This window comes from Photorhabdus sp. RW14-46, assembly GCF_963887965.1.
Lineage (GTDB): Bacteria > Pseudomonadota > Gammaproteobacteria > Enterobacterales > Enterobacteriaceae > Photorhabdus > Photorhabdus laumondii.
On sequence record NZ_CAWPHH010000017.1, the window covers coordinates 63,814 to 86,039 of the forward strand.

Sequence of the window (22,226 nt, forward strand, 5' to 3'; positions counted from 1 at the left end):
ATGCTCGCTGTCCTGATGCTAACTGGCTGTAAAATCGAACTCTATACCGATGTGAGCCAAAAAGAAGGCAACGAAATGTTAGCCTTGCTCAGGGAAGCGGGCATTTCCTCTGATAAGCAGCCAGACAAAGATGGCAATATCAAGCTGTTAGTCGAAGAGTCTGATGTGGCACAAGCTGTTGAAGTGCTCAAACGTAAAGGATATCCACGGGAGAACTTCTCTTCGTTACAAGATGTCTTCCCCAAGGACGGCCTTATCTCCTCACCAATAGAGGAGCGGGCACGGCTCAACTTTGCCAAAGCACAGGAGATTGCCCGAACACTTTCCGAGATCGATGGCGTGCTCGTCGCCCGGGTACACGTTGTTTTACCCGAAGAGCAAGACCGACTGGGCAAAAAGCTATCGCCAGCCTCTTCCTCGGTGTTTATTAAACACGCAGCGGACGTGCAACTCGACACTTACATCCCTCAAATCAAGCAACTGGTTAATAACAGCATTGAAGGGTTGAGTTATGATCGGATCAGTGTCGTATTAGTGCCCGCCGCGGGCGTGCGTCAGGTACCGTTGGCACCACGCTACTCCACTCTGTTCTCTATCCAAGTGACGGAAGAGTCACAGGGACGGTTGATTGGGCTGTTGGTGCTATTATTAGCCCTGTTATTTATCAGCAATCTGGCACAATTCCTGTGGCACCGCAGCAGGATACAATAATGGTAACAGCATTAACGCCCTATCAGTTTCGGTTTTGCCCTGCCAGCTATATTCATTCTGATCATCTATCCCCAGAATGGCTTACCGTCTTATCTTCTCTACCTGAGTGGCGACACTCTCCCAGGCTTAATGGACTACTGCTAACCCAATTTGATCTCAATGTGGATTATGAATTACCAACTGGATTAGGAAACATCGCCCTGTTAGAGCAATCGTGCTTAGAACAACTTCTTACCTGGCTAGGCGCTTTACTTCATGGGCAAGCTATCCGCCATTGTCTGATGGCGACAGAACTTCGCCACTTGCATGACTCACTAGGAAAAGAGGGACATCGCTTCTGCTTAAAGTATCTCGACATCATTATCGGCAACTGGCCGACTGGCTGGCAGCGCTCGTTACCACCAGAAATCAATGCAAACTATTTTCGTACCAGTGCCTTACAGTTCTGGCTAACGGCGATGGAGTCTCCTCCTATTGATTTCGCTAAGCGCCTGAGCCTGCGGCTTCCCTCTTATGAAAACCTCGCAGCCTGGCCTGTCAGCCAGGCAGAACGACCGTTGGCACAAGCATTGTGTCTCAAATTGGCTAAGCAAGTGAACACAGAATGTTACCATTTATTAAAATAACGACAGGGCATCTTCAACTGTCTCCTGAACTCCAGATACTGCGTAAAGCGGACTATCAGACCTGCCTCAGTGCCAAATCTCTGCTTGAGGCTGCCCGGCTCCAGGCACAAGAAATTGAACGTGACGCGCAGGCAGTGTATGAGCAACAAAAAGAGTTAGGTTGGCAAGCAGGCATTGATGCTGCCCGCGCAGAACAAGCTAACCTGATTCATCAAACCCAGTTGCAATGCCAACAATATTACCGGCAGGTCGAGCAACAGATGAGCAATGTAGTCTTGCAGGCTGTACGTAAAATCCTCAAGAATTATGACCAAGTTTCCCTCACCTTACAGGTAGTGCGTGAGGCCCTGTCATTAGTCAGTAACCAAAAACAGGTTATCCTGCGCGTTAATCCTGAACAGGCCGCAACAGTTCGCGAACAAATATCACGGGTACACAAAGATTTCCCTGAAATCGGCTACTTAGAGATCACTGCTGATGAGCGTCTTGATCAAGGGGGCTGTATTTTAGAAACAGAAGTCGGGATCATTGATGCCAGTCTGGATAGCCAATTAGAAGCACTGATGTCAGCCATCAATAACCAATGGCAAAGTTGACGATGCCATCACGCCTCAAAGAGATAACCGGTTTTCGACGGAAAGTGAAAATTTCTTCTGCCGTTATTAATATTCTCTATTTCGACAAAACATTATGATTCACTCTACTTAATATCCAAACATCTATCTCAAAAAACCACTTAAGGAGTGACCATTGTCTCCCATCTCAAGTATTAATCACCAAAGAATATTTCCTACCCAGCAGCTCGATACCACAGCCGTTAATCAACCACAGGGTGAACTGTCGGGTAAATCCCTGAAAGTCTCCTCCCCCAGACCCGGGTTATTAGAGCGCCTCTCAGCGGCGATTCAACGCAATCTACCGGGCCACTCCATGCTCGATCGCCAACTCACTACTGATGGCAAGAAGAACCAAGAGAGCCGCTTCTCGTTCAGCATGATAAAAGACAGAATCGTTCACTTTGCGGTGAGCACCACGTTAGGGAGTGTTCGAAATTCTGCGAGTAAGCACGGCGGCGAAATCACCTTCAAGTTCGCCCAGACTAAAGGGACCTTTCTGGATCAAATCATGAAACATAGTGACACCTCCGGCGGGGTTTGTGAATCCATATCAGCTCATTGGATAAGCGCTCATGCCAAAGGGGAAAGTGTCTTCGATCAGCTTTACGTCGGCGGCCAGAAAGGCCAATTCCATATCGACTCTCTGGTTTCCATTAAGCAGTTACAGATGGATGGCCTGGATCCATATGCCGAGCAAAACCAAATAACCGAATCTTGGCTCCACGAGAACGGTATCCAACCACGAAGCCAGCTTGATGCAAACGGCGAAACTGGCAACAAAGGTACAAAAGAGCTATTAAACGCCATTCTGGATACAGGTGATAAGGGATCAGGCTACAAGAAGATCAGTTTTGAAGGACAAATGGCCGGGCACACCGTGGCTGCCTATGTAGATGACCAGAAGGGGGTTACCTTTTTCGATCCTAACTTCGGCGAGTTCAACTTCCCGGATAAAACCTCATTCTCCAACTGGTTCTCTCAAGATTTCTGGTCCAAATCCATGTACAACAAGGAAATTGGGCTGGGACAAAATTTCTACGTTTCCAACTTCGAGCCTAAAACACGATGACACACGACTATCACCAGCTTATAGAAGCGCTATTCTCTAAACTTGGAGTGCCCGCGTCCCCTACCGACGATGGTATCTACACTTTGGAAGTTGACGGACATTTTCAAGTATTGATTGGCTGTTATCACGACAACTGGCTACAGTTGTTCTGCGAATTAGGGTCTGAAATCAGTCATGCCAACAATCTTTTTGGGCAACATTGGCCAGCTCATGTTCAAGGTGATTTGGATGGACAAACCATTCTATGGTCACAACGCCCCTTGGCCGAAGTAGATATAGCGGAACTACAAGCTTGGTTAGAACGCTTTATTGATGATATTGAGCAGCGCCTGACACCTGACACAACCCAACAGCCTAAAAATCTGCCGCCTTCCTTGATGCGGGTTTGATCGCGAAATACAAACCACTACCGGAATATAAATTCAATGGGAGCTTCAATATTTGGTTCCCATTAAACAGCCAAGGCAAAATAATCAAGCAAAATGCTACTGCCGCCATGCAAAAAACCCGCAACTAAGCGGGTTTTTACTTATTAACAACTTTAACTACTCAGGATATTACCTTCATCGCTATCGTAAAGTTGCTAAGTTAAATCAAGATAATACGATAACATTTACCGCAGATGGGCCTTTAGCGCCATTCTCAATAGCGAATGAAACTTCCTGACCTTCTTCCAATGTTTTGAAATTATTACTCTGAATTGCAGAATAATGAACAAAAACATCTTTGCTACCATCTTTTGGGGAAATAAAGCCAAAACCTTTATCGTTGTTAAACCATTTTACTGAACCAGTCATTGAACTAGACATAGAATTTTCCTTTAAATTTATTAAGTTGCCATAAGGCGTTATGAGGTCTGTTTTTCAGTTTTACTTATGGGTACTAATTAGAAGGAATTCGCAATGAAGTGGTATCAGGGATAACGCTAAATGGTGAACTGCTTTAATTTTAATACTTTTCATTAATACTTTTCATAAATAGGTCTGTACTTCCAAACCAGTGACGCTATTAAATCACATTGATTGGTCATTAGCAAATTTTAATTTCATTTATTTTTTTCTATTAGTGTTCTCATTTATCCTAAATTTCGGCTTTATCCATATTGCATGGCTTTACCATAGCCATAACTAGCTAATTATGAAAGGTTTTTATCCACAAGCCCTATTTGCCGAGATTACGGCACTGAGTTTGAATTTACCATTCCTCCCTAACATCCTAATCAGGCTACAACCCGTAACCTAAAATTAATGAAAATAAAGCTAACATCTAGTCTGTAAATAACCATCGCAGTTCACGAGCTGCGATACCTTAGGATACGGGAAAAACCGAGTACCGTTATCGACAGTTGGTCCATGGGCAACATGACATTGTGCTGTAATAGCGCAAGTAGTATCTCCGATGTTCCAAATTAATACATCACAAGACTGGGAAACACTAGAACCACTTCGCAATACACTCTTGATCAGTGAGTTCAATAGACTTATCGGCTCCACTGCCTGCGTTTGCGACAGACGCAATCCCGAGAAGTAATGCAACTAATATAAATTTCTTCATATTTATACCCGTCATCTTTCAAGTTGCTTCTTTGTTGGCTGCACTCACTCACCCCGGTCACATAGTTATCTATGCTCCCGGGGATTCACTCCCTTGCCATCGCGATCCCTCTTGAAATCCATTGGGTATATAATATGAGAAAAACCGCATATTGATTTCAAATGGTTATCATTAGAATGATATTATTTACCCTATAAGATTCCAATGAATTAAATATGAATTTTCATTCATCAAGCATTAATTAGACAGAGCAATATGGAAAAATGACAATAATTAATTCCAGTATAAAACAATAACAAAATCACAACAAAATTTATCGACTATAAATAAAATCAACCTATTTAATCCGATTTAATTTATTTTCAATAAGATAAAAAATGGTAAAATATACAATAATCTCATTCAACACCTTGAAACCCTCTTATTTTGAACTATATTTACTTTAACTATGTTCAATTATGAAAAAATATTCATTCCTATGAGAGGTTTAAAATGAGCGAAGGTTTTACTTGGAGCCCTGATATATCTCAGACATACACCAAAAGAGATGGAACCCAAACCATCAAACTACCACCATCAAGTTCCTTTGATAAAGAGGATAATACTAATTTTACCATGGAAGCTCAGGATGAAATATTAACATTACAAAATGACTCTGATGAAACACCTATTTATTGGCCAGTATTTCATGGAAATATGGCCGACGATGGTAAAATATTTAACTTAAATATATCCACAGGGACATTAAAAGTAGACTATACATCAGAGAATAGAGATCATACAGTTGCTTATTTGGGATGTGCTGAAAATGCCAGTCTTAATCTTAAAGATTCTGGTATTTTAAAAATCACAAATCCAGGAACTGTATTTATGTTTATCGATTATATCACCTTAGACAAAAATAAATATCCTAAACTAACGATGTCAGGAAACAGCCAATTCGAAATAAAACAAATAAAAAAGATACTGTCAGATTCCCCCGCTTTTATTTTCCTAGCAAGTGATATTTCTCTGCATGGGTCATCTCAATTCACTCTTGAGAGTAGCGACCTCTACTTAGGAGATGGAAATTTCAATTATTGTAATATAAACATATGTGATGATTCAGTCGTAAATTTATCTAACAATGGTATAATGTTAAGAAGTGGCATAGATGAAGTAAAAACAAAATTCAATCTCAGAGCTGGCTCCCCAAAATTAAATATATCATCTTTTACTGGAATCAATTTTCCGATTGATCTTGTCTACGTAAAATATCCTGAAGGTTTATTCAACTTTATTACTACAGAAGGAAAGAATAAAGGAAAATTAATAATTGATATCCCAGATCCACGCTTGGCGGATACTAATTTTTGGGATGAAATATTTAAGCAAAAACTCATAGCTGTCGATCATAAAATAGGAATTAAAGAATATTTTAATTATAGCTATGGAGCAGTAACCCGCCAAGGCCAGCAAGTCAACACTATAATAATATCACTCAAATAACAATAGCAATCATATCGGAAATTAAAGGTAAAATACGCAGCAGGTAAGAATTAATTTTTCTCTTTATGGTACAATGCTGAATCAGGCACTGTACCACTACCATTCAACATCAATAATGCAAATTTGCAATATTCTATATTCTATATTCTATATTATTCCCAATAAACTGGTTCCTATTTCTGCAAACACCAAATATTATCTCATCATTTCTACTATCCATCCTAAAAGAGCAATATCAGGAAGAACATATTCACGATGACAATCACCATTATACCCGTTATCTTTCAAATTGCCTCTTTGTTGGCTGCACTCACTCACCCCGGTCATATAGTTATCTATGCTCCCGGGGATTCGCTCCCTTGCCGCCGCGATCCATCTTGAAATCCATAGGGTATAGATTAAATACAAATTAAAATGCCTGAGCCCCACTAAATATAGGGCTCAGACTTTAATTGTCGCTTAGTTTAAATTGTCCAAGCGTTTGGCGTCAGTTAATGAAGCGTAACCTTGAACTAAAATTTAAAAACGACGGGACTCTTCAAGAAAGTATATTTCTTGGCACACCATTATTTCTCATTGTATATTGTCGGAACAACAGAGGCTTTATCTTTTGGATCACTCAGCTTAAATACTAAAAGCTTACCTCCACCGCCCCCATTAACGCCCCTCATTTCTTTCGCTTTTTCAAATTTAAACGTCTTACCAACATGATACTTAATAATATTTTTATCACTTTCTAGATCTTGGAATACCCAAATATTCTGAGAATCTTCTACGTCATCAGTTACAGTTCTGTATAGAAGTACATCGTTAGGATCACTATGACGGTTTATCAATGGAATTGGGGTATTTCTAGGCTGCATCTTTCCTGAATCTATAATCGGAGGTATGGTCACGTCATTGACTGTCGCACGCAACGCATCTTCCAGGGTATTGTGAATCATTTTAACAGTTGTTACTTTTAACGAATCAAGGACTTTCTGAGCATCAACAGCATCTAATTTTTCCATCATTTCATTCACCTATGTTATTAATAAATTAAATAAAAATTACGATAAAGTTTTGAATAAAATTAATATTCACATCCAAATATAAAATACTATATCTAATTTAATTAAGTTGATGAATTAATCTTTTATCTCCTCCTTAAATTTAAAGACAATTTCAAATGGTAAACTCTATTTTTTATTTACAGAGTAAATAATTATTTTTATCTATCATGTTATATTAGTAATTAACTATAGCTTAAGCCCCACTCTTTTCCACTAATTTTTAAAATTATTTTAAACAATCAGATTGGATATTTTTATTATCCAAGCAAAGTACATAATGCAAACAAGATATATTACCTCGAACTGATTACTATTCCATAATTAAATCCTTTATCCTGTATACAATATCTTTAAACAATAATTATTCCTAACAATAAAATGAAACGCATAGTAATTAGAATTTTCTCCTTTGCAACTTGCAAAATGGACGAGAAAAATGATTAGTCCACCACAGAAAGTATATTGGTGAAATATAAGCGTTGCTATAAAGTACCTAATATATACCCGCCATCTTTCAGTTGCCTCTTTGTTGGCTGCACTCTCTCACCCCGGTCACATCGTTATCTATGCTCCCAGGGATTCGTTCCCTTGCCGTCGCGATCCATCTTGAAATCCACTTATTTTGAACTATATTTATGTTAAACAAATTTTAATTATGAAAAATCAATACTAAGGGCTAAAAATGAACGAAAAATCTGAAAACTCTTTTATTTGGTATCCGGATCGAGATCAAACATACACTGAAGAGTATGATAACAAAACTATTCCTCCAATATACTCATTTAATAAAGAAATTGGCACCACCTTCACAATGGATGCTGGAGAAAATACATTAACACTGTCTTTTGATAAAAATGATCGCCCTAGCGACTATGATATTAAGTGGCCTATTCTTAGTCCACTACAGACTGCCCAAGATAATCCGGGCAATAAAACTTTATCAAAAACAATAAAAATATCATCAGGAAATCTCATAATATCTGGAAAAAAAGAAAAACCTGTTAACTTTTATCTTAATCGTGAAATTTCAGGCAAACATGGACATAGAATTGAACTACAAAACTCAAGTACCTTCAAAATAGAAAATGCTGGTATTGTAAGAATTAGCAACCACATAAATACAAAATTAAAAGAATCAACAGTGGCTATGTCAGGAAAAAGCCAGCTTACTGTAGAGGTTGTGGGGACTGTAGAAAAAACACAAGAAAATAATGAAGTGCTAAAAACTAATATTTCACTAAATTGTGATTTCTTTATCACAGAATACTCTAACGCTATGCTTAAAAGTCATTTTATCGATATATATAATAGCAATATTATCTTACAAGATAATGCACAGATGTCCATAACTTCTCAAAAATTAAGAATAAAAACTGATTTAGATGAAAAAGGTCAACCTTTATTCGACACAAATTTCACTCTAAAAGCCGGAGCAACTTCATTAAATCTCAACTCTATAGATGGCATCCACTTTCCATTAAATATTCACAGAGAAAACTACCCTAAAGGTGTATTCAATTTCATGGCTGAAGGAAAAGAGAATACAGGAAAAGTTGTCATTGATGTTGCACCAAAAGATGCTAATGCTTATGGCCTCAATACATTGCTACGTAAAAATTTCACAGCGATTAACGGAAAGGTAGTAGAAACCGGAGATCAGATGAAATATTTTGATTTTAATTATGGAAAAGATATCCGCAACGGTAATCAGGTCGGAACGATAACTATTTCTCTTAGAAACCCTCACCTAAAATTATCTTAGTGAATGTATTCAAAGCACGGCATTGAATATAATGCTGTGCCTCCCGGTATTAACAGATCATCCCTACGCCATACACCTATAAGGCTAAAGTGAACCAAACCCATTAGAAGCCCCTCACACTTACCCATTTTCCCCCTTGCTCCCATTCGGCAACGCTTTCTATACTTCCAATCACCGCCTTTCCCCCTATATCCTGAACAGCGAGATTTCTCGGAGGCTAATTGATGAAGCAGGAAGTCAATCAACGACGCCGTGCCTCATCCGACAACTACGGTTGGGATCGGATCTTAACTAACAGCCTCAAAATGATGGCGTTGTGCTGTGACAGCGCGAAAATTGCCCGTAGCCACGCCAGAGTATTAATTACTGGTGAAAGTGGTACCGGTAAAGGGCTAATCGCTAAAGCCATTCATTATAATAGTCCGCGGGCTAAAGGACCGTTCATCAAAATTAACTGTGGGGCTTTACCGGAGTCCTTACCCGAAAACGAGTTGTTCAGCCATGAAAAAGAGTTCGAATGTCCTGGTGGCAGCCACACCATTAAAACCGACATTCGTTTGATCACAGCAACCAACCGCTTTACTGATATGCGCCTATATCCATATATCCTATATAAGGAATCGATATGAAAAATAAACTCATTAGCACACAGCAAGCTATGGAGCATTTTTATGACGGCATGACCATTATGGCTGGCGGTTTTATAGGCGTAGGTACACCTCCTCACTTGGTTACCGCATTGCTGAACTCCGGTGTAAAAAATCTGACCTTGATTGTTAATGATACTGGCCGTATCGACACCGGCATTGGCCCCCTTGTGGTTAATAACAGGGTGAAAAAAGTTATCACCTCACATATTGGCACTAACCCGGAAACCGGACGCAAAATGCTTGCTGGAGAAATAGAAGTAGAACTGGTTCCTTTGGGTACGTTGATCGAACGTATTCGCTGCGGAGGAGCCGGTCTGGGCGGATTTCTAACCCCAACCGGAGTGGGTACTATTGTCGAAAATGGGAAACAAAAAATCACCCTCAATGGAACAGACTATTTGTTGGAACTCCCGCTACGCGCCGATCTCGCGTTGATTCAGGCTCATCTTGCCGATTACCACGGTAATCTGACCTATCAGTTAAGCGCCCGAAATTTTAACCCAGTGATCGCCTTGGCAGCGGACATCACACTTGCCGAACCGGACAGGTTGGTTGAAGTCGGTGAGATTACACCGGACTGCGTTATAACACCCGGCGCATTGATCGACTACATCGTTTATCCAGGAGAAAACTAATAATGAATACTCAACAAGTCATTGCCCACCGTGTTGCTCTCGAACTACAAGATGGCGACGTGATCAATCTTGGCATCGGCATTCCCACGCAAGTCCCGAACTATCTGCCTGATCACATTCATATTACTCTCCAGTCAGAAAACGGCATACTGGGCCTTGGACCGATTACAGAAGTACATCCCAATCTGGTCAACGCTGGCGGAAAACCTTGCGGTATCCTGCCCGGCGCTGCCATATTTGACAGTGCCCTCTCTTTTGCTTTGATCCGAGGTGGTCACGTAAATACCTGTGTTCTGGGCGGTCTGCAAGTTGATCAACACGCCAATCTAGCCAGTTGGATGGTACCGGGGAAAATGGTCCTTGGTATGGGAGGAGCAATGGATCTTGTCACTGGCGCGCGCAAGGTCATCATTGCAATGGAACATTGCACCAAAGACGGTTCAGCAAAAATCCTCAAGCAGTGTACTCTGCCACTTACCGCCATCAACAAAGTCAACATGATTGTCACTGAATTAGGCGTCTTCTGCTTTGAACAAGGCCAGTTAATTCTGAAAGAACATGCGCCAAATGTCACATTAGAGACTCTGCGGGAAAAAACCGAAGCAGAATTTAGTATCGCGCATGATCTCAAAATCATGCCTATTCCGATACAGAAGAAATAAGCCTAATTAGCAGTATCATTAGCTGATTTTATCAGTACTATCCTACCGTTCCACTAATCTAGACAGCTCAGATGTGAGGCAATGGCTGCTGGAATCTGCTCATTATTATCACTGCTCATAAACCAGATAACTCATCATCATTATCATTATCATTATCATTATCAATAATCACATCAAGAAATTTGAAGATATTGGAATGACTGTAATTAAAACAAATAACCACTAAAATATTAATAAAATGAAGTAATAATCCTTCAAGAGCGGTCTCTTTATTCCAGATGAAGCATAGAATAATTATAATATATCCGTCATCTTTCAAGTTGCCTCTTTGTTGGCTGCACTCTCTCACCCCGGTCACATCGTTATCTATGCTCCCGGGGATTCGCTCCCTTGCCGTTGCGATGCATCTTGAAATCTATTGGGTATAAATACTTATTGAATTCTCATAAAATTGTATAGGTGTTTTTATAAGAAGAGTCTTAGCATTCTTATTTAATGAAACAATTAACATATAATTGTAGTCATGTCAGCCCATTTAATATAGAGGCATTAATTCAAGCACATGATTTTTATAGTTTTTGTCAATTATAGTTATAGAGATAAATTAATTTATTTTTCCATTAATACATTGCACTTAATCTTTAGACTATCTAGCTACAGTGATCATCACCTATTAAAAAGGTGATTTTTATCACATCTTAAGATTTAAAAAAATCAGATATAATCATTTTATTTTGGGTGATTAAAATCACACTATCCGTTAATTTTGGTTTTAAAGAAGAATAATATATGTAATATACTCCTACTTTTAGGGTTAACTAACATTATTATTTTTCAAAGAGAATATAAATGGATTACCAAAATATATTTAAATTAACCATGCAAGAAAAACAGGATCTCTTTTTAGCATTAAATAAAATTGATTACGATCCTACCGGTAGTGATTTATATATTCATTTAGTTAAATCCGCCATGATGTCTTTTTTACCTACAAGAGTAATATCAGCCCTAAATAAACAACGAACATCTATAAACCCTAGACCATATATTATATTAAAGAATGTTCCAACCGATTGTGAAATCTTTTTCTCTCCATCGCCAAACCAATACACCCCCTCAGCAAAATCAGGGAATATTAGTGAAAATCTTTTAACGGGCATAACCTCACTCATTGGTGAACCCTATTGAAAAATTCTACGCTTCGGTTAAAATAAATGCGGTAGGAATATGTATTACCCTAGGGGATTTAGAGCCTATCTCAATAGGCGTAATTGTTGCAGGCAGTTTGAACACGGACAGCGCGGAAAAACCGGAGCGTACACGTAGTACGTGAGGATTTTGAGCACTGCCCAGGTTCAAAATGGCAAATAAAATAGCCCTATTGAGATAGGCAGTTAGTCTATATAGACAACCGGCTAACTTTGCATTCAAGAGATAAATTTACCCCAACATTTGATAATATAGGAACACCATTACGGTGGTTACAACGCGTATTTATCTCACCTAACCTTTGGAATCATCGATATTTAAATCAAATAGAGCATAGAGTTTTTTCTATCTAAAAGGACCACCAGATGTTAAATGTTTTCTTTTCAATTCTACCTATATTCTTGCTAATTACTCTTGGCTTCCTATCTAAAATATATATAAAGGACGTTTCTAGTTTCTGGAATTTTTCAGATAAGTTTGTTTACTATCTTTTTTTTCCTTGCTTATTAATATTAGATATTAGTGAGGCTAATTTCTCTGGTTCTGACAACTTCTATCCAATCGTATCAACCATAAGTTCAACAATAATAATCGCTATTATTATTTTCATCGGTAGATTTTTATTTAACACTACACCAGATCTATTTACATCCATTTTCCAAGGAGGAGTTAGATATAATTCATATGTTTTTATAGCACTTTCACAATCACTATTCGGCAGTGAGGGAGTTGCATTATCCGGATTTTTTGTGGCCTATATGATAATTATTACCAATATTATGAGCGTACTCGTAATGAATCATTATGGTCACGGAAGTAAGAAAAATCTGGGTGGTGCTATCCTTGCTTTAGCTAAAAACCCGCTAATTATTGGTGCAATTATTGGAGTATTGCTAAACTACTTTAACATTCATATTACCGGCCCAATCAGACAACTTTTTATTTACTTATCGAACGCAGCTACACCATTAAGCTTAATGTCCGTAGGAGCTGGATTGATCATCAGCATGCATATAAAAAAGATACTTTCGATTTCTTATGCGACTATACTTAAGTTGGTTTTAATGCCACTCATCACCATATTGATAATAAAATATTTAGGTGTATCAGGCGCTTCCGCAAACATCGCTATTCTATATTCCGCAGTGCCTTGTGCCGGCAATGCTTATATATTAGCTAAACAAATGGGTGGTGATCATGAGGCAATGGCATCTATTATTACATGGACAACGTTATTATCCATTATTACTGTAACTTTAATTCTTGGCAATATGAAGTTATAGGAATAGGCATAAAACAGAGCGTCATGATATAGAAAACATATTATTCAGAACAAATGTAATATGTTTTCTATTACTAAATAACCACGTCACATAGTAGGCCGCTTAATATAAGTCAATCCGTTTTGAATAATCTGATCAATCGCTAAAAACAAAAAAATATACCGTACGTCTGACAAACACCGCAGGAAGAAATATAAGTATAAATTTCATATATTAAATACAAATAGCTTTAATATGTTTTTGGTTAAAAAATTTCTAGTTATTTACTGCCATCAACCATACAAAAATAATTAATCTTATAAGATATAAGAATATTCCATTATTCTCATTCCTAACTAGACTATGATCGGCATGAGTTGGCGGGAGTTATTTTTACAATAATTCAATATGTTAATTATAAAATAGTATTATTTAATTTGAGGAAAGTATATGAGTCCCAAGAATGATTTTAAAGCTTTTTCTATTAGTAATAATGCTAACGTAGTCAGCCAAGAAGGGTATGAAACAAGCTCGGCTTTAAAGACTGGATTTCCACCAGAGAATATTACCACTCATTTACTCAATAAGGTATTACGTCAATCTTCAGCAATATCGTCTACAATAGCTAATTTTATCGCGACACAATATGGCGATGATGTTCTGGATGATGGGGATATAGTCAAACTCACTACTCAGTTAAATAAAGCCTTAGAAAAAAAGATCGCGACAGAAACTCCAAGTGCTTCACTAACTCAGAAAGGAATTGTTCAACTCACAGATAAAACAGGCAACAGTAATTCACTTGCGGTCACTCAAAAACTTGTTTCTGATGTAAATGATAATGCTAACAACAGATTAGCAAAAAACCAAAATGGCGCAGACATTCCTGATAAAAATGCGTTTGTGAAAAATCTCGGCTTAGCAGAAACCGCCAATTTAGCTAAAAATGCGGTACCGAATAGTAGAAAAATTAATGGGAAAGCGTTAACCGGGGATATCAGTCTGAACGCTGGAGATGTGGGGGCATTTAGGCTTGGATTAACAGGAAACAACACTGTTAGTAATCAAGTCCCCTGGAATGCAAATACCGGGTTATATGATTTGCTGAGACCTGGAATAGATTCTCAGCATATCGCTCATTTCAATAATGGCGTTGGAAGCTGCCCAGCTTTTCAATTGAAAGTGCAGTACAAAAACAGCGGGATTGCTTATCGCTCCGCCCGTGATAATTATGGTTTTGAGGAAGATTGGACTGATATTTATACAACAAAAAATAAACCAACAGCAGCGGATGTTGGGGCATTTAGACTCGGATTAGCAGGCGGATACTCTGTTAATAATCCAGTCCCTTGGAATGCAGACACCGGGTTATATGACTTGCTGAGACCTGGAATAGATTCTCAGCATATCGCTCATTTCAATAATGGCGCAGGAAGCTGCCCAGCTTTTCAGTTGAAAGTACAGTACAGAAACGGCGGGATTGCTTATCGCTCTGCTCGTGATAATTATGGCTTTGAAGAAGATTGGACTGATATTTATACAACGAAAAACAAACCAACGCCGGCGGATATCGGGGCATATGCAAAATCCGAAGGATCTGAATTTATCCAGCCAAAGTATATTAATCAAGCGAATATAAGTGATCTTACCGCATGGATAAAATCATTGCCGCAGGGTGGTCATGCATTCAGATTTTCAGGGAATGATAGTGGTATTGGATATGCGTGGTCGGGCGGCTATATAACAAGAATGCATGACATATGGGCAGGATTTGTCGCGCATTATGACTATGCCGGTATTAGCTTTATCCACGGAAATGATGGAGGTGGAAACACAAAAGTTAGCCGACTTTGGACAGATAAAAACGCCCGCTCCGACGCTAACGGCATTCTCAGAGTATCCAGCCCAGTTGTAGATATTCATCCAGACGGAACTTACGAGTTAACCAGCGAAGCTGAAGGAGTGACGGTTAAGCGTATAGATACAGGGAAATATCGTATCAGAGGCTGCAATGGTTTTGCCAAAGACGGTGAGTGGGGAATTCACGGCGGTACTATCATTCCGGCAGACAGCAACGGGTTAAATCTCATTTGGGTGCGTGAATCGGTAGACACAACCAACGGCGATATAACCATCGAATGTTACCATCGTCAAAATAAAGACGCTCCGGAATTTGCTCAAAATAAGCGTGTCAAAAGTGTGACTGCAACAGGAGAAGTCGTTTATTACCATGATGCTGAACCATGCGATATTCCAGACGGAAGAGTAATTAATATTCGTGTGCAACTACCTGAGAAGTCATAATAATGTAATCAGGATCAGGCTCCCTAAAAGGGAGCCTTAATTATCAAAGCAATTGTACTCTATCAGGCTTACTTACGACGCCAGCTTGTCCCTTGCGGCCCATCTTCCAGTTCAATGCCCATCTCATTTAACTGATTACGAGCAGAATCTGCCAGCGGCCAATCTTTATTTTTACGGGCATCATTACGCTGCTTAATCAGCGCTTCAATTTTCGCAATCTCTTCATCATCAGCCTGAATACCACGGTGCAGGAATTGTTCCGGCTGTTGTTGCAACAAACCTAAAATACCCGCCAGCTTGCGTAATTCAGCCGCTAAGCCATTCGCGGCATCCATATCTTCTGATTTCAGGCGGTTGATTTCACGTACCATATCAAACAGTACCGAATAAGCCTCTGGCGTATTGAAATCATCATTCATTGCGTCAATGAAACGCGCCTCAAATATTTCACCACCGGCCGGCGGTACAGAAGCATCTGTACCTCGCAGCGCAGTATAAAATCGTTCAAGTGCGGTACGAGCCTGCTTTAGGTTATCTTCTGTATAGTTAAGTTGACTGCGGTAATGGCCTGACAACAAGAAATAACGTACCGTCTCTGCATCGTAATATGCCAATACATCACGGATAGTAAAGAAGTTGTTCAGCGATTTGGACATCTTCTCTTTATCCACCATCACCATCCCTGAATGCATCCAGTAATTCACATACGGGCCATCATGGGCACAAGTAGATTGTGCAATTTCATTTTCATGATGCGGAAACATCAGATCAGCACCACCACCATGAATATCAAAATGATTACCTAGCTGTTTACTGTTCATGGCAGAACATTCAATATGCCAGCCAGGACGGCCCGCCCCCCACGGCGATTCCCAACTTGGTTCCCCAGGCTTGGACATTTTCCACAACACGAAATCCATCGGGTTGCGCTTAACATCAGCCACTTCCACTCGCGCTCCTGCTTGTAGTTGGCTGAGATCTTGACGGGAAAGCAATCCGTAATCCTGATCACTCTCGACGGAAAACATGACGTCGCCATTATCTGCAACATAGGCGTGACCACGTTTTATCAACGATTCGGTCAGCGCAATAATCTCCTGGATATGCCGGGTCGCACGTGGTTCCAGATCAGGGCGTAAGATATTCAGCGCATCAAAATCTTTGTACATTTCCGCCAACATACGGCCAGTCAGATCATCACAACTTTCACTGTTTTCTACCGCCCGCTTGATGATTTTGTCATCAACATCGGTCACATTACGTACATAAGTTAAATCATATCCCAGATAGCGCAGATAACGAGCAACCACATCAAAAGAAACAAAGGTTCTGCCGTGACCAATATGACACAGGTCATAAATCGTGATACCACACACGTACATCCCTACTTTCCCTGGATGGATTGGCTTAAATTCTTCTTTCTGACGGCTGAGGGTATTGAAAATTTTTAGCATCGAGATTTTCCGTAAATTCACTGTACGTGTGTTAAAAATAACGAATTGATAATTCTGGATTTATGTCCTTATCTCATCAATAAGTGCTCGATATGGCATAGTCCAATAGGATATTGAAACCTGATATTAAGCGCTTTGCAAGGTTGGTGATCAAGATAGCTCACTGAAATTAATATGTACTGACTCATTATGGTAGATGTGATATAAAAGCCGCCTGGTCCAAATGCCCTAACCGGGTTAATCAAAACTATTATTAGGATTTCAATTATGGTGACTTTCCATACCAATTTTGGCGATATTGTAATTAATACTTTCGCTGATAAAGCTCCTGTAACTGTTGAGAATTTCTTGAACTACTGCCGCAATAGTTTCTACGATAATACTATTTTCCACCGTGTTATTAACGGTTTCATGATTCAGGGTGGTGGATTCGAACCTGGTATGAAACAAAAGCCGACTGATGCAGCTATCAAAAACGAAGCCAATAACGGTCTGAAAAACAACCGTGGTACTTTGGCAATGGCCCGTACTAACGATCCACACTCAGCAACTGCGCAGTTCTTCATTAATGTTGTTGATAATGATTTCCTGAACTTCCGCTCTGAGCGCCCTGATGGTTGGGGTTACTGCGTCTTTGCCGAAGTGATCGAAGGTATGGATGTTGTTGATAAAATCAAAGGCGTTTCTACCGGTCGCAGCGGTATGCACCAAGATGTACCACTCGAAGATGTTATCATCGAAAAAGTAACTGTCAGCGAATAATTCACTGCATATGTGTACACTTTTTATCGCAGATTTACATCTCAGCGAACATGAACCGGCAATCACTGCCGGTTTTCTGCGTTTCTTGCGTGAGGATGCCATTCAGGCAGATAGCCTCTATATTCTCGGCGATCTGTTCGATTACTGGATTGGCGATGATGATAACAACCCTCTCCACCGTGAAATCGCTAGCGCATTAAAAACTGTACAACAACAAGGTGTTAGCTGTTACTTTATTCATGGCAACCGTGATTTTCTGCTCGGTTCACGCTTTGCTAAAGAGAGTGGCATCATATTGCTCCCACAGGAAAAAGTACTGGAACTGTACGGTAAGCGAGTGCTTATTCTGCATGGCGACACCTTGTGTACTGATGACGAAGGTTATCAACGATATCGTAAGCGGGTTCATACCCCGTGGATCCAACGTCTGTTTCTACTATTACCTCTGTCTATCCGTCAAAAAATTGCCGTAAAAATGCGAGCAAACAGCCAATCGGTCAACAGCAGAAAATCCGAAGCCATTATGGATGTAAACCAGCAAGCTGTTATTGACACTTTTGAGCGGTATCAAGCTGACTGGATGATTCATGGGCACACTCACCGCCCTTTTGTACATGAAGTTCCTCTGCATGATAAAACCGTTTATCGTGGTGTACTTGGCGCATGGCATCATCAGGGATCGATGTTCAAAATAACGGATAAATCAATTGATCTTATCTCTTTCCCATTCTGATTAATCAAAAACACCCACATCCAGGTATGGCAACGAAAGTATAAAGTAACGCAATCGTTTTCCTTAGCTTGTGAGCATGATATGATCCGCGGCCTTAAAGCGTTATTTTCATTCTGGTGGACGTTAAAACACAGGAGCATTTGATTTATGACTGCCCAACCTGATTTAGCAGGAACAGCTCAACACAATGCCAAAATCGCCATTGTCATGGGTTCTAAAAGCGATTGGACGACTATGCAGCACGCGGCTGATATTCTCACTTCTCTTAATGTACCTTTTCATGTTGAAATTGTTTCTGCTCACCGTACACCCGATAAACTATTCAGTTTTGCCGAGCAAGCTGAGCAAAATGGTTTTGATGTCATTATCGCCGGTGCCGGTGGTGCCGCTCATTTACCCGGCATGCTGGCTGCTAAAACGCTGGTACCGGTTCTCGGCGTACCCGTACAAAGTGCTGCACTAAATGGGATAGACAGTCTTTACTCTATTGTACAGATGCCAAAAGGGATTCCTGTCGGCACACTTGCCATTGGGAAAGCTGGCGCAGCAAACGCAGCTCTACTGGCTGCACAGATTTTGGCTCGTCATAATAAAGATTTACTGAAACGCCTCAGCCATTGGCGTGAAACACAAACTCAGGATGTACTCGATAATCCCGATCCGCGGGAGGAAGCATGAAGCCAGTTTGTGTATTAGGCAATGGTCAGCTCGGCCGCATGTTACGTCAAGCTGGTGAGCCTTTAGGTATCACGGTTTATCCTGTTGGCCTCGATGCAGAACCCGAAGCGGTTCCTTATCAGAATAGCGTGATTACCGCTGAAATTGAGCGCTGGCCGGAAACGGCTCTTACTCAGGAACTTGCCCGCCATAAGGCTTTCGCTAATCGAGATATCTTTCCCCGTCTGGCCGACCGTTTACCGCAAAAACAGTTAATGGATAGCCTTGGACTGGCAACGGCTCCGTGGCAATTACTCTCTGATACCAACCAATGGCCGCAATTATTCTTTGAGCTCGGTAATTTCGTTATCGTTAAGCGCCGCATGGGTGGTTATGATGGCCGAGGGCAATGGCGTATTCATCCCGGAGATGAAACAGAATTACCCGCCGATATTTATGGTGAATGTATTGCTGAACAAGCCATTCCTTTTTCTGGCGAAGTTTCACTGGTAGGTGCCCGCAATAAAAATGGCGCTTGTGTGTTCTACCCCTTAGCGCACAATTTGCATCAAGATGGCATTCTCCGTGCCAGTATTGTCTCTCCTCAAGAAAATTACCATTTACAGCATCACCATTTACAACAACAGGCCGAGAGTATGTTGTCAGCGATTATGCACGAGTTGAAATATATCGGCGTGATGGCAATGGAATGTTTTATTGTCGGTGATAATTTATTGATTAATGAACTCGCACCACGCGTTCACAACAGCGGTCATTGGACTCAGAACGGCGCATCTATCAGCCAGTTTGAATTACATCTGCGTGCTATTCTGGATTTGCCCATGCCTCGACCAGTAGTCACCGCGCCGTCAGTTATGATCAATTTGATTGGCACAGATATTAATGCCCAATGGCTCAGTTTGCCCTCGGTACATTTACATTGGTATGAGAAAGAAGTTCGCCCCGCACGTAAAGTGGGTCACCTTAATCTTTCTCACTTTGATAAAAATGAATTAAAAAATACATTGCAGAAACTTATCCCCATGTTGCCACCCGAATATCAAAGTGGCCTTGAATGGGCGCAGGAAAAATTAATTTAACTAATTATCTAACACTAACATTGGTTATTTATCGATCTTGTTCTCTTGATTTGTGTCCGCAATAGTCTCACTGTTAAGGATACAAATTAAGAGACAGCGAGGCACATATGAATACAGCCATGTTAAAAGTTCGTATTTCTGAAGATATGGACACCGACTCTTTTTATTCTCTGCTATTCCTGTAGGGATATGAGTTTAAAAACGTTTTCACTTTCTCAAACAACTGCCACATATACTGACAGCCATGATTTCGTGTCACCGTTTCATGCAAGGATTACCACAGACGCCCAATTTTATTCAGCCAGGGAGAATAAGCGGGTAAAAACAATAGGTTAAATTTAGGATGGCGGGCCAGTCAATCACTGACCAATCGGCTTTTATGGACATAAAAAACGGGATGTTTTTCTGAACATATTGACAACGTCTCAATTATTTTCGCCATTTTTTTCATGGTACTCGGGATCGGGTAATTTAAGCGTCGGAGCTGCCCTTCGCCACACGATCCCCATTTATGTCAGTAACGATAGAAAGTACTGATGGATAATTTTTTTCATCTGGCGTCGTTCATTGCGGGATATAGGCGCTATGATAGGCATAATTCAGTCCGTTTAGTGGTTTGGGATTATTGACAATTGATCAGATTGCAAAAATTGGACTGAGTTCCCTCCAAGTGATCTACTATTTTAAAAGTTATAATGAACTCTGTTCGGATGCCAAAATCAATAATAAACGGTCACATCAGGCACATGAACATTGAGGTTTTGACGAAACAGAACAAGTCATTTTGTTTCCGCAAACAACTCACCTAATCACGTTCCCCATGCTCTTAAGGTGTCATTTCGCTCCCTTATAAATAAGAACAAAAATGCCGATTTTGAATATCGGCATTTTGCTGTAAAAGAGAAGATGAATTTAATGCTTTAACGTTTCAATTTTATCCCGGCTCAGCCCGGTACTGGTGACAATAATGTCCAAACTCACGCCATGCCGTAATAAGGCACGAGCCGTTTCCACTTTACCTTCCTCTCGGCCTTCTTCTCGACCTTGCTTGATACCTCGCTCAAGCCCTTTTTGTTCAAGCTGTTCTGCAATAGTCATCAACATCGTTTCATGCTCCGAAGATTGCTGTTTCAGTTTGACCGGTTTCAGCTTCGCCGGGCAAACGTAAAAGTCCCTTGTATAGCCATTACCTGGAATAAGAACAAAAATGCCGATCTTGAATATCGGCATTTTGCTGTGAAAGAGAAGATTAATTTAATGCTTTAACGTTTCAATTTTATCCCGGCTCAGTCCGGTACTGGTGACAATAATGTCCAAACTCACGCCATGCCGTAATAAGGCACGGGCCGTTTCCAGTTTACCTTCTTCTCGGCCTTCTTCTCGGCCTTCTTCTCGACCTTCTTCTCGACCTTCTTCTCGACCTTCTTCTCGACCTTCCTCTCGACCTTCCTCTCGACCTTCCTCTCGACCTTCTTCTCGACCTTCTTCTCGACCTAGCTCAATACCTTGCTTGATACCTCGCTCAAGCCCTTTTTGTTCAAGCTGTTCTGCAATAGTCATCAGCATCGTTTCATGCTCCGGAGATTGTTCAATCAGTTGATGGACAAAGTGTGAGAGATCCAGCGTATGTCCATTCAGTAAAATATAGAGTAACACCACATTGCGCTGCTCGGTTGTATTATACCCTGCATTCAAGAGTTCCACCAATTGGAGGAGCCATTCCTGCATATCCCGGCAGCGAATATGTTTTTGCACCAGCTCCATCAGGGCTACCCCTTTATGCGTCAGGATTTCTTCATCGCTGAGCACACTGACGTCCACCAACGGAAACGCCTGACGGTATAAGCGAGCCGCCTGTTCGGGGAGCGTGAAACAATCCAGCCACCGGTTTGAGTAAGGATACGGCCGAATCTCACCAT

The 22,226-nt window shown here is 40.5% G+C and carries 24 protein-coding genes and 3 pseudogenes; 17 read left to right on the forward strand and 10 right to left on the reverse strand.

Features of this window, described 5'->3' with window-relative positions; translation table 11 throughout:
* The 5 genes from sctJ to AACQ38_RS14600 all read left to right on the forward strand — a co-directional run bounded on the left by sctJ (position 1) and on the right by AACQ38_RS14600 (position 3,412).
* Entirely contained in the window at positions 1-711 is a 711-nt protein-coding gene (gene sctJ, locus AACQ38_RS14580) for a type III secretion system inner membrane ring lipoprotein SctJ (RefSeq protein WP_041380318.1), read from the forward strand.
* Complete coding sequence (locus tag AACQ38_RS14585) at positions 711-1,337, forward strand: Yop proteins translocation protein K (RefSeq protein WP_011147927.1); 627 nt, start codon at positions 711-713, stop codon at positions 1,335-1,337. Before sctJ ends, AACQ38_RS14585 begins: the two co-directional genes overlap by 1 nt.
* Positions 1,316-1,933: an HrpE/YscL family type III secretion apparatus protein gene (locus AACQ38_RS14590; RefSeq protein WP_011147928.1), complete on the forward strand. Its 618-nt coding sequence runs from the start codon at positions 1,316-1,318 to the stop codon at positions 1,931-1,933. Before AACQ38_RS14585 ends, AACQ38_RS14590 begins: the two co-directional genes overlap by 22 nt.
* A 154-nt stretch (positions 1,934-2,087) precedes the next feature.
* Positions 2,088-3,023, forward strand: coding sequence for a YopT-type cysteine protease domain-containing protein (locus tag AACQ38_RS14595; protein WP_165578447.1), 936 nt, complete (start codon positions 2,088-2,090; stop codon positions 3,021-3,023).
* A complete protein-coding gene (locus tag AACQ38_RS14600; RefSeq protein WP_165578448.1) occupies positions 3,020-3,412 on the forward strand; it encodes a CesT family type III secretion system chaperone in 393 nt (130 codons plus the stop codon). Before AACQ38_RS14595 ends, AACQ38_RS14600 begins: the two co-directional genes overlap by 4 nt.
* 204 nt (positions 3,413-3,616) lie before the next feature.
* Here AACQ38_RS14600 and cspE read toward each other — a convergent pair whose 3' ends face one another.
* On the reverse strand, positions 3,617-3,832 hold the full coding sequence (gene cspE / locus AACQ38_RS14605; protein ID WP_165578449.1) for a transcription antiterminator/RNA stability regulator CspE: 216 nt from the start codon (positions 3,830-3,832) through the stop codon (positions 3,617-3,619).
* 671 nt (positions 3,833-4,503) lie between these two features.
* Positions 4,504-4,638: a hypothetical protein gene (locus tag AACQ38_RS14610; RefSeq protein WP_278249249.1), complete on the reverse strand. Its 135-nt coding sequence runs from the start codon at positions 4,636-4,638 to the stop codon at positions 4,504-4,506.
* Positions 4,639-5,069: 431 nt separating this feature from the next.
* Here AACQ38_RS14610 and AACQ38_RS14615 point away from each other — a divergent pair, with 431 nt between their 5' ends.
* A complete protein-coding gene (locus AACQ38_RS14615) occupies positions 5,070-6,065 on the forward strand; it encodes a hypothetical protein (protein ID WP_165578450.1) in 996 nt (331 codons plus the stop codon).
* 195 nt (positions 6,066-6,260) lie between these two features.
* Here AACQ38_RS14615 and AACQ38_RS14620 read toward each other — a convergent pair whose 3' ends face one another.
* From AACQ38_RS14620 to AACQ38_RS14630, 3 genes are all read right to left on the reverse strand, one after another.
* Positions 6,261-6,473: a hypothetical protein gene (locus tag AACQ38_RS14620; RefSeq protein ID WP_165578451.1), complete on the reverse strand. Its 213-nt coding sequence runs from the start codon at positions 6,471-6,473 to the stop codon at positions 6,261-6,263.
* Between the two features lie 158 nt (positions 6,474-6,631).
* Positions 6,632-7,075: a hypothetical protein gene (locus AACQ38_RS14625; RefSeq protein WP_207631873.1), complete on the reverse strand. Its 444-nt coding sequence runs from the start codon at positions 7,073-7,075 to the stop codon at positions 6,632-6,634.
* A gap of 556 nt (positions 7,076-7,631) precedes the next feature.
* Entirely contained in the window at positions 7,632-7,763 is a 132-nt protein-coding gene (locus AACQ38_RS14630; protein ID WP_278249250.1) for a hypothetical protein, read from the reverse strand.
* Positions 7,764-7,799: 36 nt separating this feature from the next.
* Between AACQ38_RS14630 and AACQ38_RS14635 the strand changes: the two genes are divergently transcribed.
* From AACQ38_RS14635 to AACQ38_RS14650, 4 genes and pseudogenes are all read left to right on the forward strand, one after another.
* Positions 7,800-8,879, forward strand: coding sequence for a hypothetical protein (locus AACQ38_RS14635; protein ID WP_165578453.1), 1,080 nt, complete (start codon positions 7,800-7,802; stop codon positions 8,877-8,879).
* 224 nt (positions 8,880-9,103) lie between these two features.
* Positions 9,104-9,457 (forward strand): annotated as a pseudogene (locus AACQ38_RS14640) (sigma 54-interacting transcriptional regulator); the annotation flags it as partial.
* A gap of 47 nt (positions 9,458-9,504) precedes the next feature.
* Positions 9,505-10,164 (forward strand): acetate CoA-transferase subunit alpha, encoded by a 660-nt coding sequence (gene atoD, locus AACQ38_RS14645; RefSeq protein ID WP_011147940.1) that lies wholly within the window; start codon positions 9,505-9,507, stop codon positions 10,162-10,164.
* Positions 10,165-10,166: 2 nt separating this feature from the next.
* Positions 10,167-10,826 (forward strand): CoA transferase subunit B, encoded by a 660-nt coding sequence (locus AACQ38_RS14650; RefSeq protein ID WP_165578454.1) that lies wholly within the window; start codon positions 10,167-10,169, stop codon positions 10,824-10,826.
* 115 nt (positions 10,827-10,941) lie between these two features.
* On the opposite strand, the gene AACQ38_RS14655 is transcribed toward AACQ38_RS14650, so the two are convergent.
* A complete protein-coding gene (locus tag AACQ38_RS14655; protein ID WP_165578455.1) occupies positions 10,942-11,184 on the reverse strand; it encodes a hypothetical protein in 243 nt (80 codons plus the stop codon).
* Positions 11,185-11,675: 491 nt separating this feature from the next.
* On the opposite strand from AACQ38_RS14655, the gene AACQ38_RS14660 reads away from it, so the two are divergent.
* The 3 genes from AACQ38_RS14660 to AACQ38_RS14670 all read left to right on the forward strand — a co-directional run bounded on the left by AACQ38_RS14660 (position 11,676) and on the right by AACQ38_RS14670 (position 15,601).
* Positions 11,676-12,014, forward strand: coding sequence for a hypothetical protein (locus AACQ38_RS14660; protein WP_207631874.1), 339 nt, complete (start codon positions 11,676-11,678; stop codon positions 12,012-12,014).
* Positions 12,015-12,400: 386 nt separating this feature from the next.
* Entirely contained in the window at positions 12,401-13,318 is a 918-nt protein-coding gene (locus AACQ38_RS14665) for an AEC family transporter (protein ID WP_011147943.1), read from the forward strand.
* A 429-nt stretch (positions 13,319-13,747) separates the two neighbouring features.
* Positions 13,748-15,601 (forward strand): phage tail protein, encoded by a 1,854-nt coding sequence (locus tag AACQ38_RS14670; protein ID WP_165578456.1) that lies wholly within the window; start codon positions 13,748-13,750, stop codon positions 15,599-15,601.
* A 68-nt stretch (positions 15,602-15,669) separates the two neighbouring features.
* Here the strand turns inward: AACQ38_RS14670 and cysS are convergent, their stop codons facing one another.
* Positions 15,670-17,055 (reverse strand): cysteine--tRNA ligase, encoded by a 1,386-nt coding sequence (gene cysS, locus AACQ38_RS14675; protein WP_165578457.1) that lies wholly within the window; start codon positions 17,053-17,055, stop codon positions 15,670-15,672.
* A gap of 267 nt (positions 17,056-17,322) precedes the next feature.
* On the opposite strand from cysS, the gene ppiB reads away from it, so the two are divergent.
* The 4 genes from ppiB (at position 17,323) to purK (ending at position 20,307) form a co-directional block, all read left to right on the forward strand.
* The gene (gene ppiB, locus AACQ38_RS14680) at positions 17,323-17,817 is read left to right on the forward strand and encodes a peptidylprolyl isomerase B (protein WP_011147946.1); all 495 of its coding nucleotides are present in this window, start codon (positions 17,323-17,325) and stop codon (positions 17,815-17,817) included.
* A gap of 10 nt (positions 17,818-17,827) precedes the next feature.
* Positions 17,828-18,550, forward strand: a complete 723-nt coding sequence (gene lpxH / locus AACQ38_RS14685) for a UDP-2,3-diacylglucosamine diphosphatase (RefSeq protein ID WP_058588661.1) — start codon at positions 17,828-17,830, stop codon at positions 18,548-18,550.
* A gap of 147 nt (positions 18,551-18,697) precedes the next feature.
* Entirely contained in the window at positions 18,698-19,228 is a 531-nt protein-coding gene (gene purE / locus AACQ38_RS14690; protein WP_011147948.1) for a 5-(carboxyamino)imidazole ribonucleotide mutase, read from the forward strand.
* Positions 19,225-20,307: a 5-(carboxyamino)imidazole ribonucleotide synthase gene (gene purK, locus AACQ38_RS14695; RefSeq protein ID WP_165578458.1), complete on the forward strand. Its 1,083-nt coding sequence runs from the start codon at positions 19,225-19,227 to the stop codon at positions 20,305-20,307. Before purE ends, purK begins: the two co-directional genes overlap by 4 nt.
* A 163-nt stretch (positions 20,308-20,470) precedes the next feature.
* On the opposite strand, the pseudogene AACQ38_RS14700 reads toward purK, so the two are convergent.
* The 3 genes and pseudogenes from AACQ38_RS14700 to AACQ38_RS14710 all read right to left on the reverse strand — a co-directional run.
* Positions 20,471-20,854: pseudogene (locus AACQ38_RS14700) on the reverse strand (transposase); the annotation flags it as partial.
* Between the two features lie 365 nt (positions 20,855-21,219).
* Positions 21,220-21,444: pseudogene (locus AACQ38_RS14705) on the reverse strand (ISNCY family transposase); the annotation flags it as partial.
* A gap of 117 nt (positions 21,445-21,561) precedes the next feature.
* The coding region (locus tag AACQ38_RS14710) for an Rpn family recombination-promoting nuclease/putative transposase (protein WP_207631875.1) at positions 21,562-22,226 on the reverse strand (665 nt) is incomplete at its 5' end.

Excerpts from the sequence above, each read along its gene's own strand:
- purK (WP_165578458.1), top strand. The coding sequence starts at position 19,225 with ATGAAGCCAGTTTGTGTATTAGGCAATGGTCAGCTCGGCCGCATGTTA.
- cysS (WP_165578457.1), bottom strand. The coding sequence starts at position 17,055 with ATGCTAAAAATTTTCAATACCCTCAGCCGTCAGAAAGAAGAATTTAAG.
- AACQ38_RS14625 (WP_207631873.1), bottom strand. The coding sequence starts at position 7,075 with ATGGAAAAATTAGATGCTGTTGATGCTCAGAAAGTCCTTGATTCGTTA.
- AACQ38_RS14600 (WP_165578448.1), top strand. The coding sequence starts at position 3,020 with ATGACACACGACTATCACCAGCTTATAGAAGCGCTATTCTCTAAACTT.
- AACQ38_RS14615 (WP_165578450.1), top strand. The coding sequence starts at position 5,070 with ATGAGCGAAGGTTTTACTTGGAGCCCTGATATATCTCAGACATACACC.
- AACQ38_RS14585 (WP_011147927.1), top strand. The coding sequence starts at position 711 with ATGGTAACAGCATTAACGCCCTATCAGTTTCGGTTTTGCCCTGCCAGC.
- cspE (WP_165578449.1), bottom strand. The coding sequence starts at position 3,832 with ATGTCTAGTTCAATGACTGGTTCAGTAAAATGGTTTAACAACGATAAA.
- AACQ38_RS14660 (WP_207631874.1), top strand. The coding sequence starts at position 11,676 with ATGGATTACCAAAATATATTTAAATTAACCATGCAAGAAAAACAGGAT.
- AACQ38_RS14635 (WP_165578453.1), top strand. The coding sequence starts at position 7,800 with ATGAACGAAAAATCTGAAAACTCTTTTATTTGGTATCCGGATCGAGAT.
- ppiB (WP_011147946.1), top strand. The coding sequence starts at position 17,323 with ATGGTGACTTTCCATACCAATTTTGGCGATATTGTAATTAATACTTTC.
- lpxH (WP_058588661.1), top strand. The coding sequence starts at position 17,828 with ATGTGTACACTTTTTATCGCAGATTTACATCTCAGCGAACATGAACCG.
- AACQ38_RS14670 (WP_165578456.1), top strand. The coding sequence starts at position 13,748 with ATGAGTCCCAAGAATGATTTTAAAGCTTTTTCTATTAGTAATAATGCT.
- AACQ38_RS14665 (WP_011147943.1), top strand. The coding sequence starts at position 12,401 with ATGTTAAATGTTTTCTTTTCAATTCTACCTATATTCTTGCTAATTACT.
- sctJ (WP_041380318.1), top strand. The coding sequence starts at position 1 with ATGCTCGCTGTCCTGATGCTAACTGGCTGTAAAATCGAACTCTATACC.
- purE (WP_011147948.1), top strand. The coding sequence starts at position 18,698 with ATGACTGCCCAACCTGATTTAGCAGGAACAGCTCAACACAATGCCAAA.
- AACQ38_RS14650 (WP_165578454.1), top strand. The coding sequence starts at position 10,167 with ATGAATACTCAACAAGTCATTGCCCACCGTGTTGCTCTCGAACTACAA.
- AACQ38_RS14590 (WP_011147928.1), top strand. The coding sequence starts at position 1,316 with ATGTTACCATTTATTAAAATAACGACAGGGCATCTTCAACTGTCTCCT.
- atoD (WP_011147940.1), top strand. The coding sequence starts at position 9,505 with ATGAAAAATAAACTCATTAGCACACAGCAAGCTATGGAGCATTTTTAT.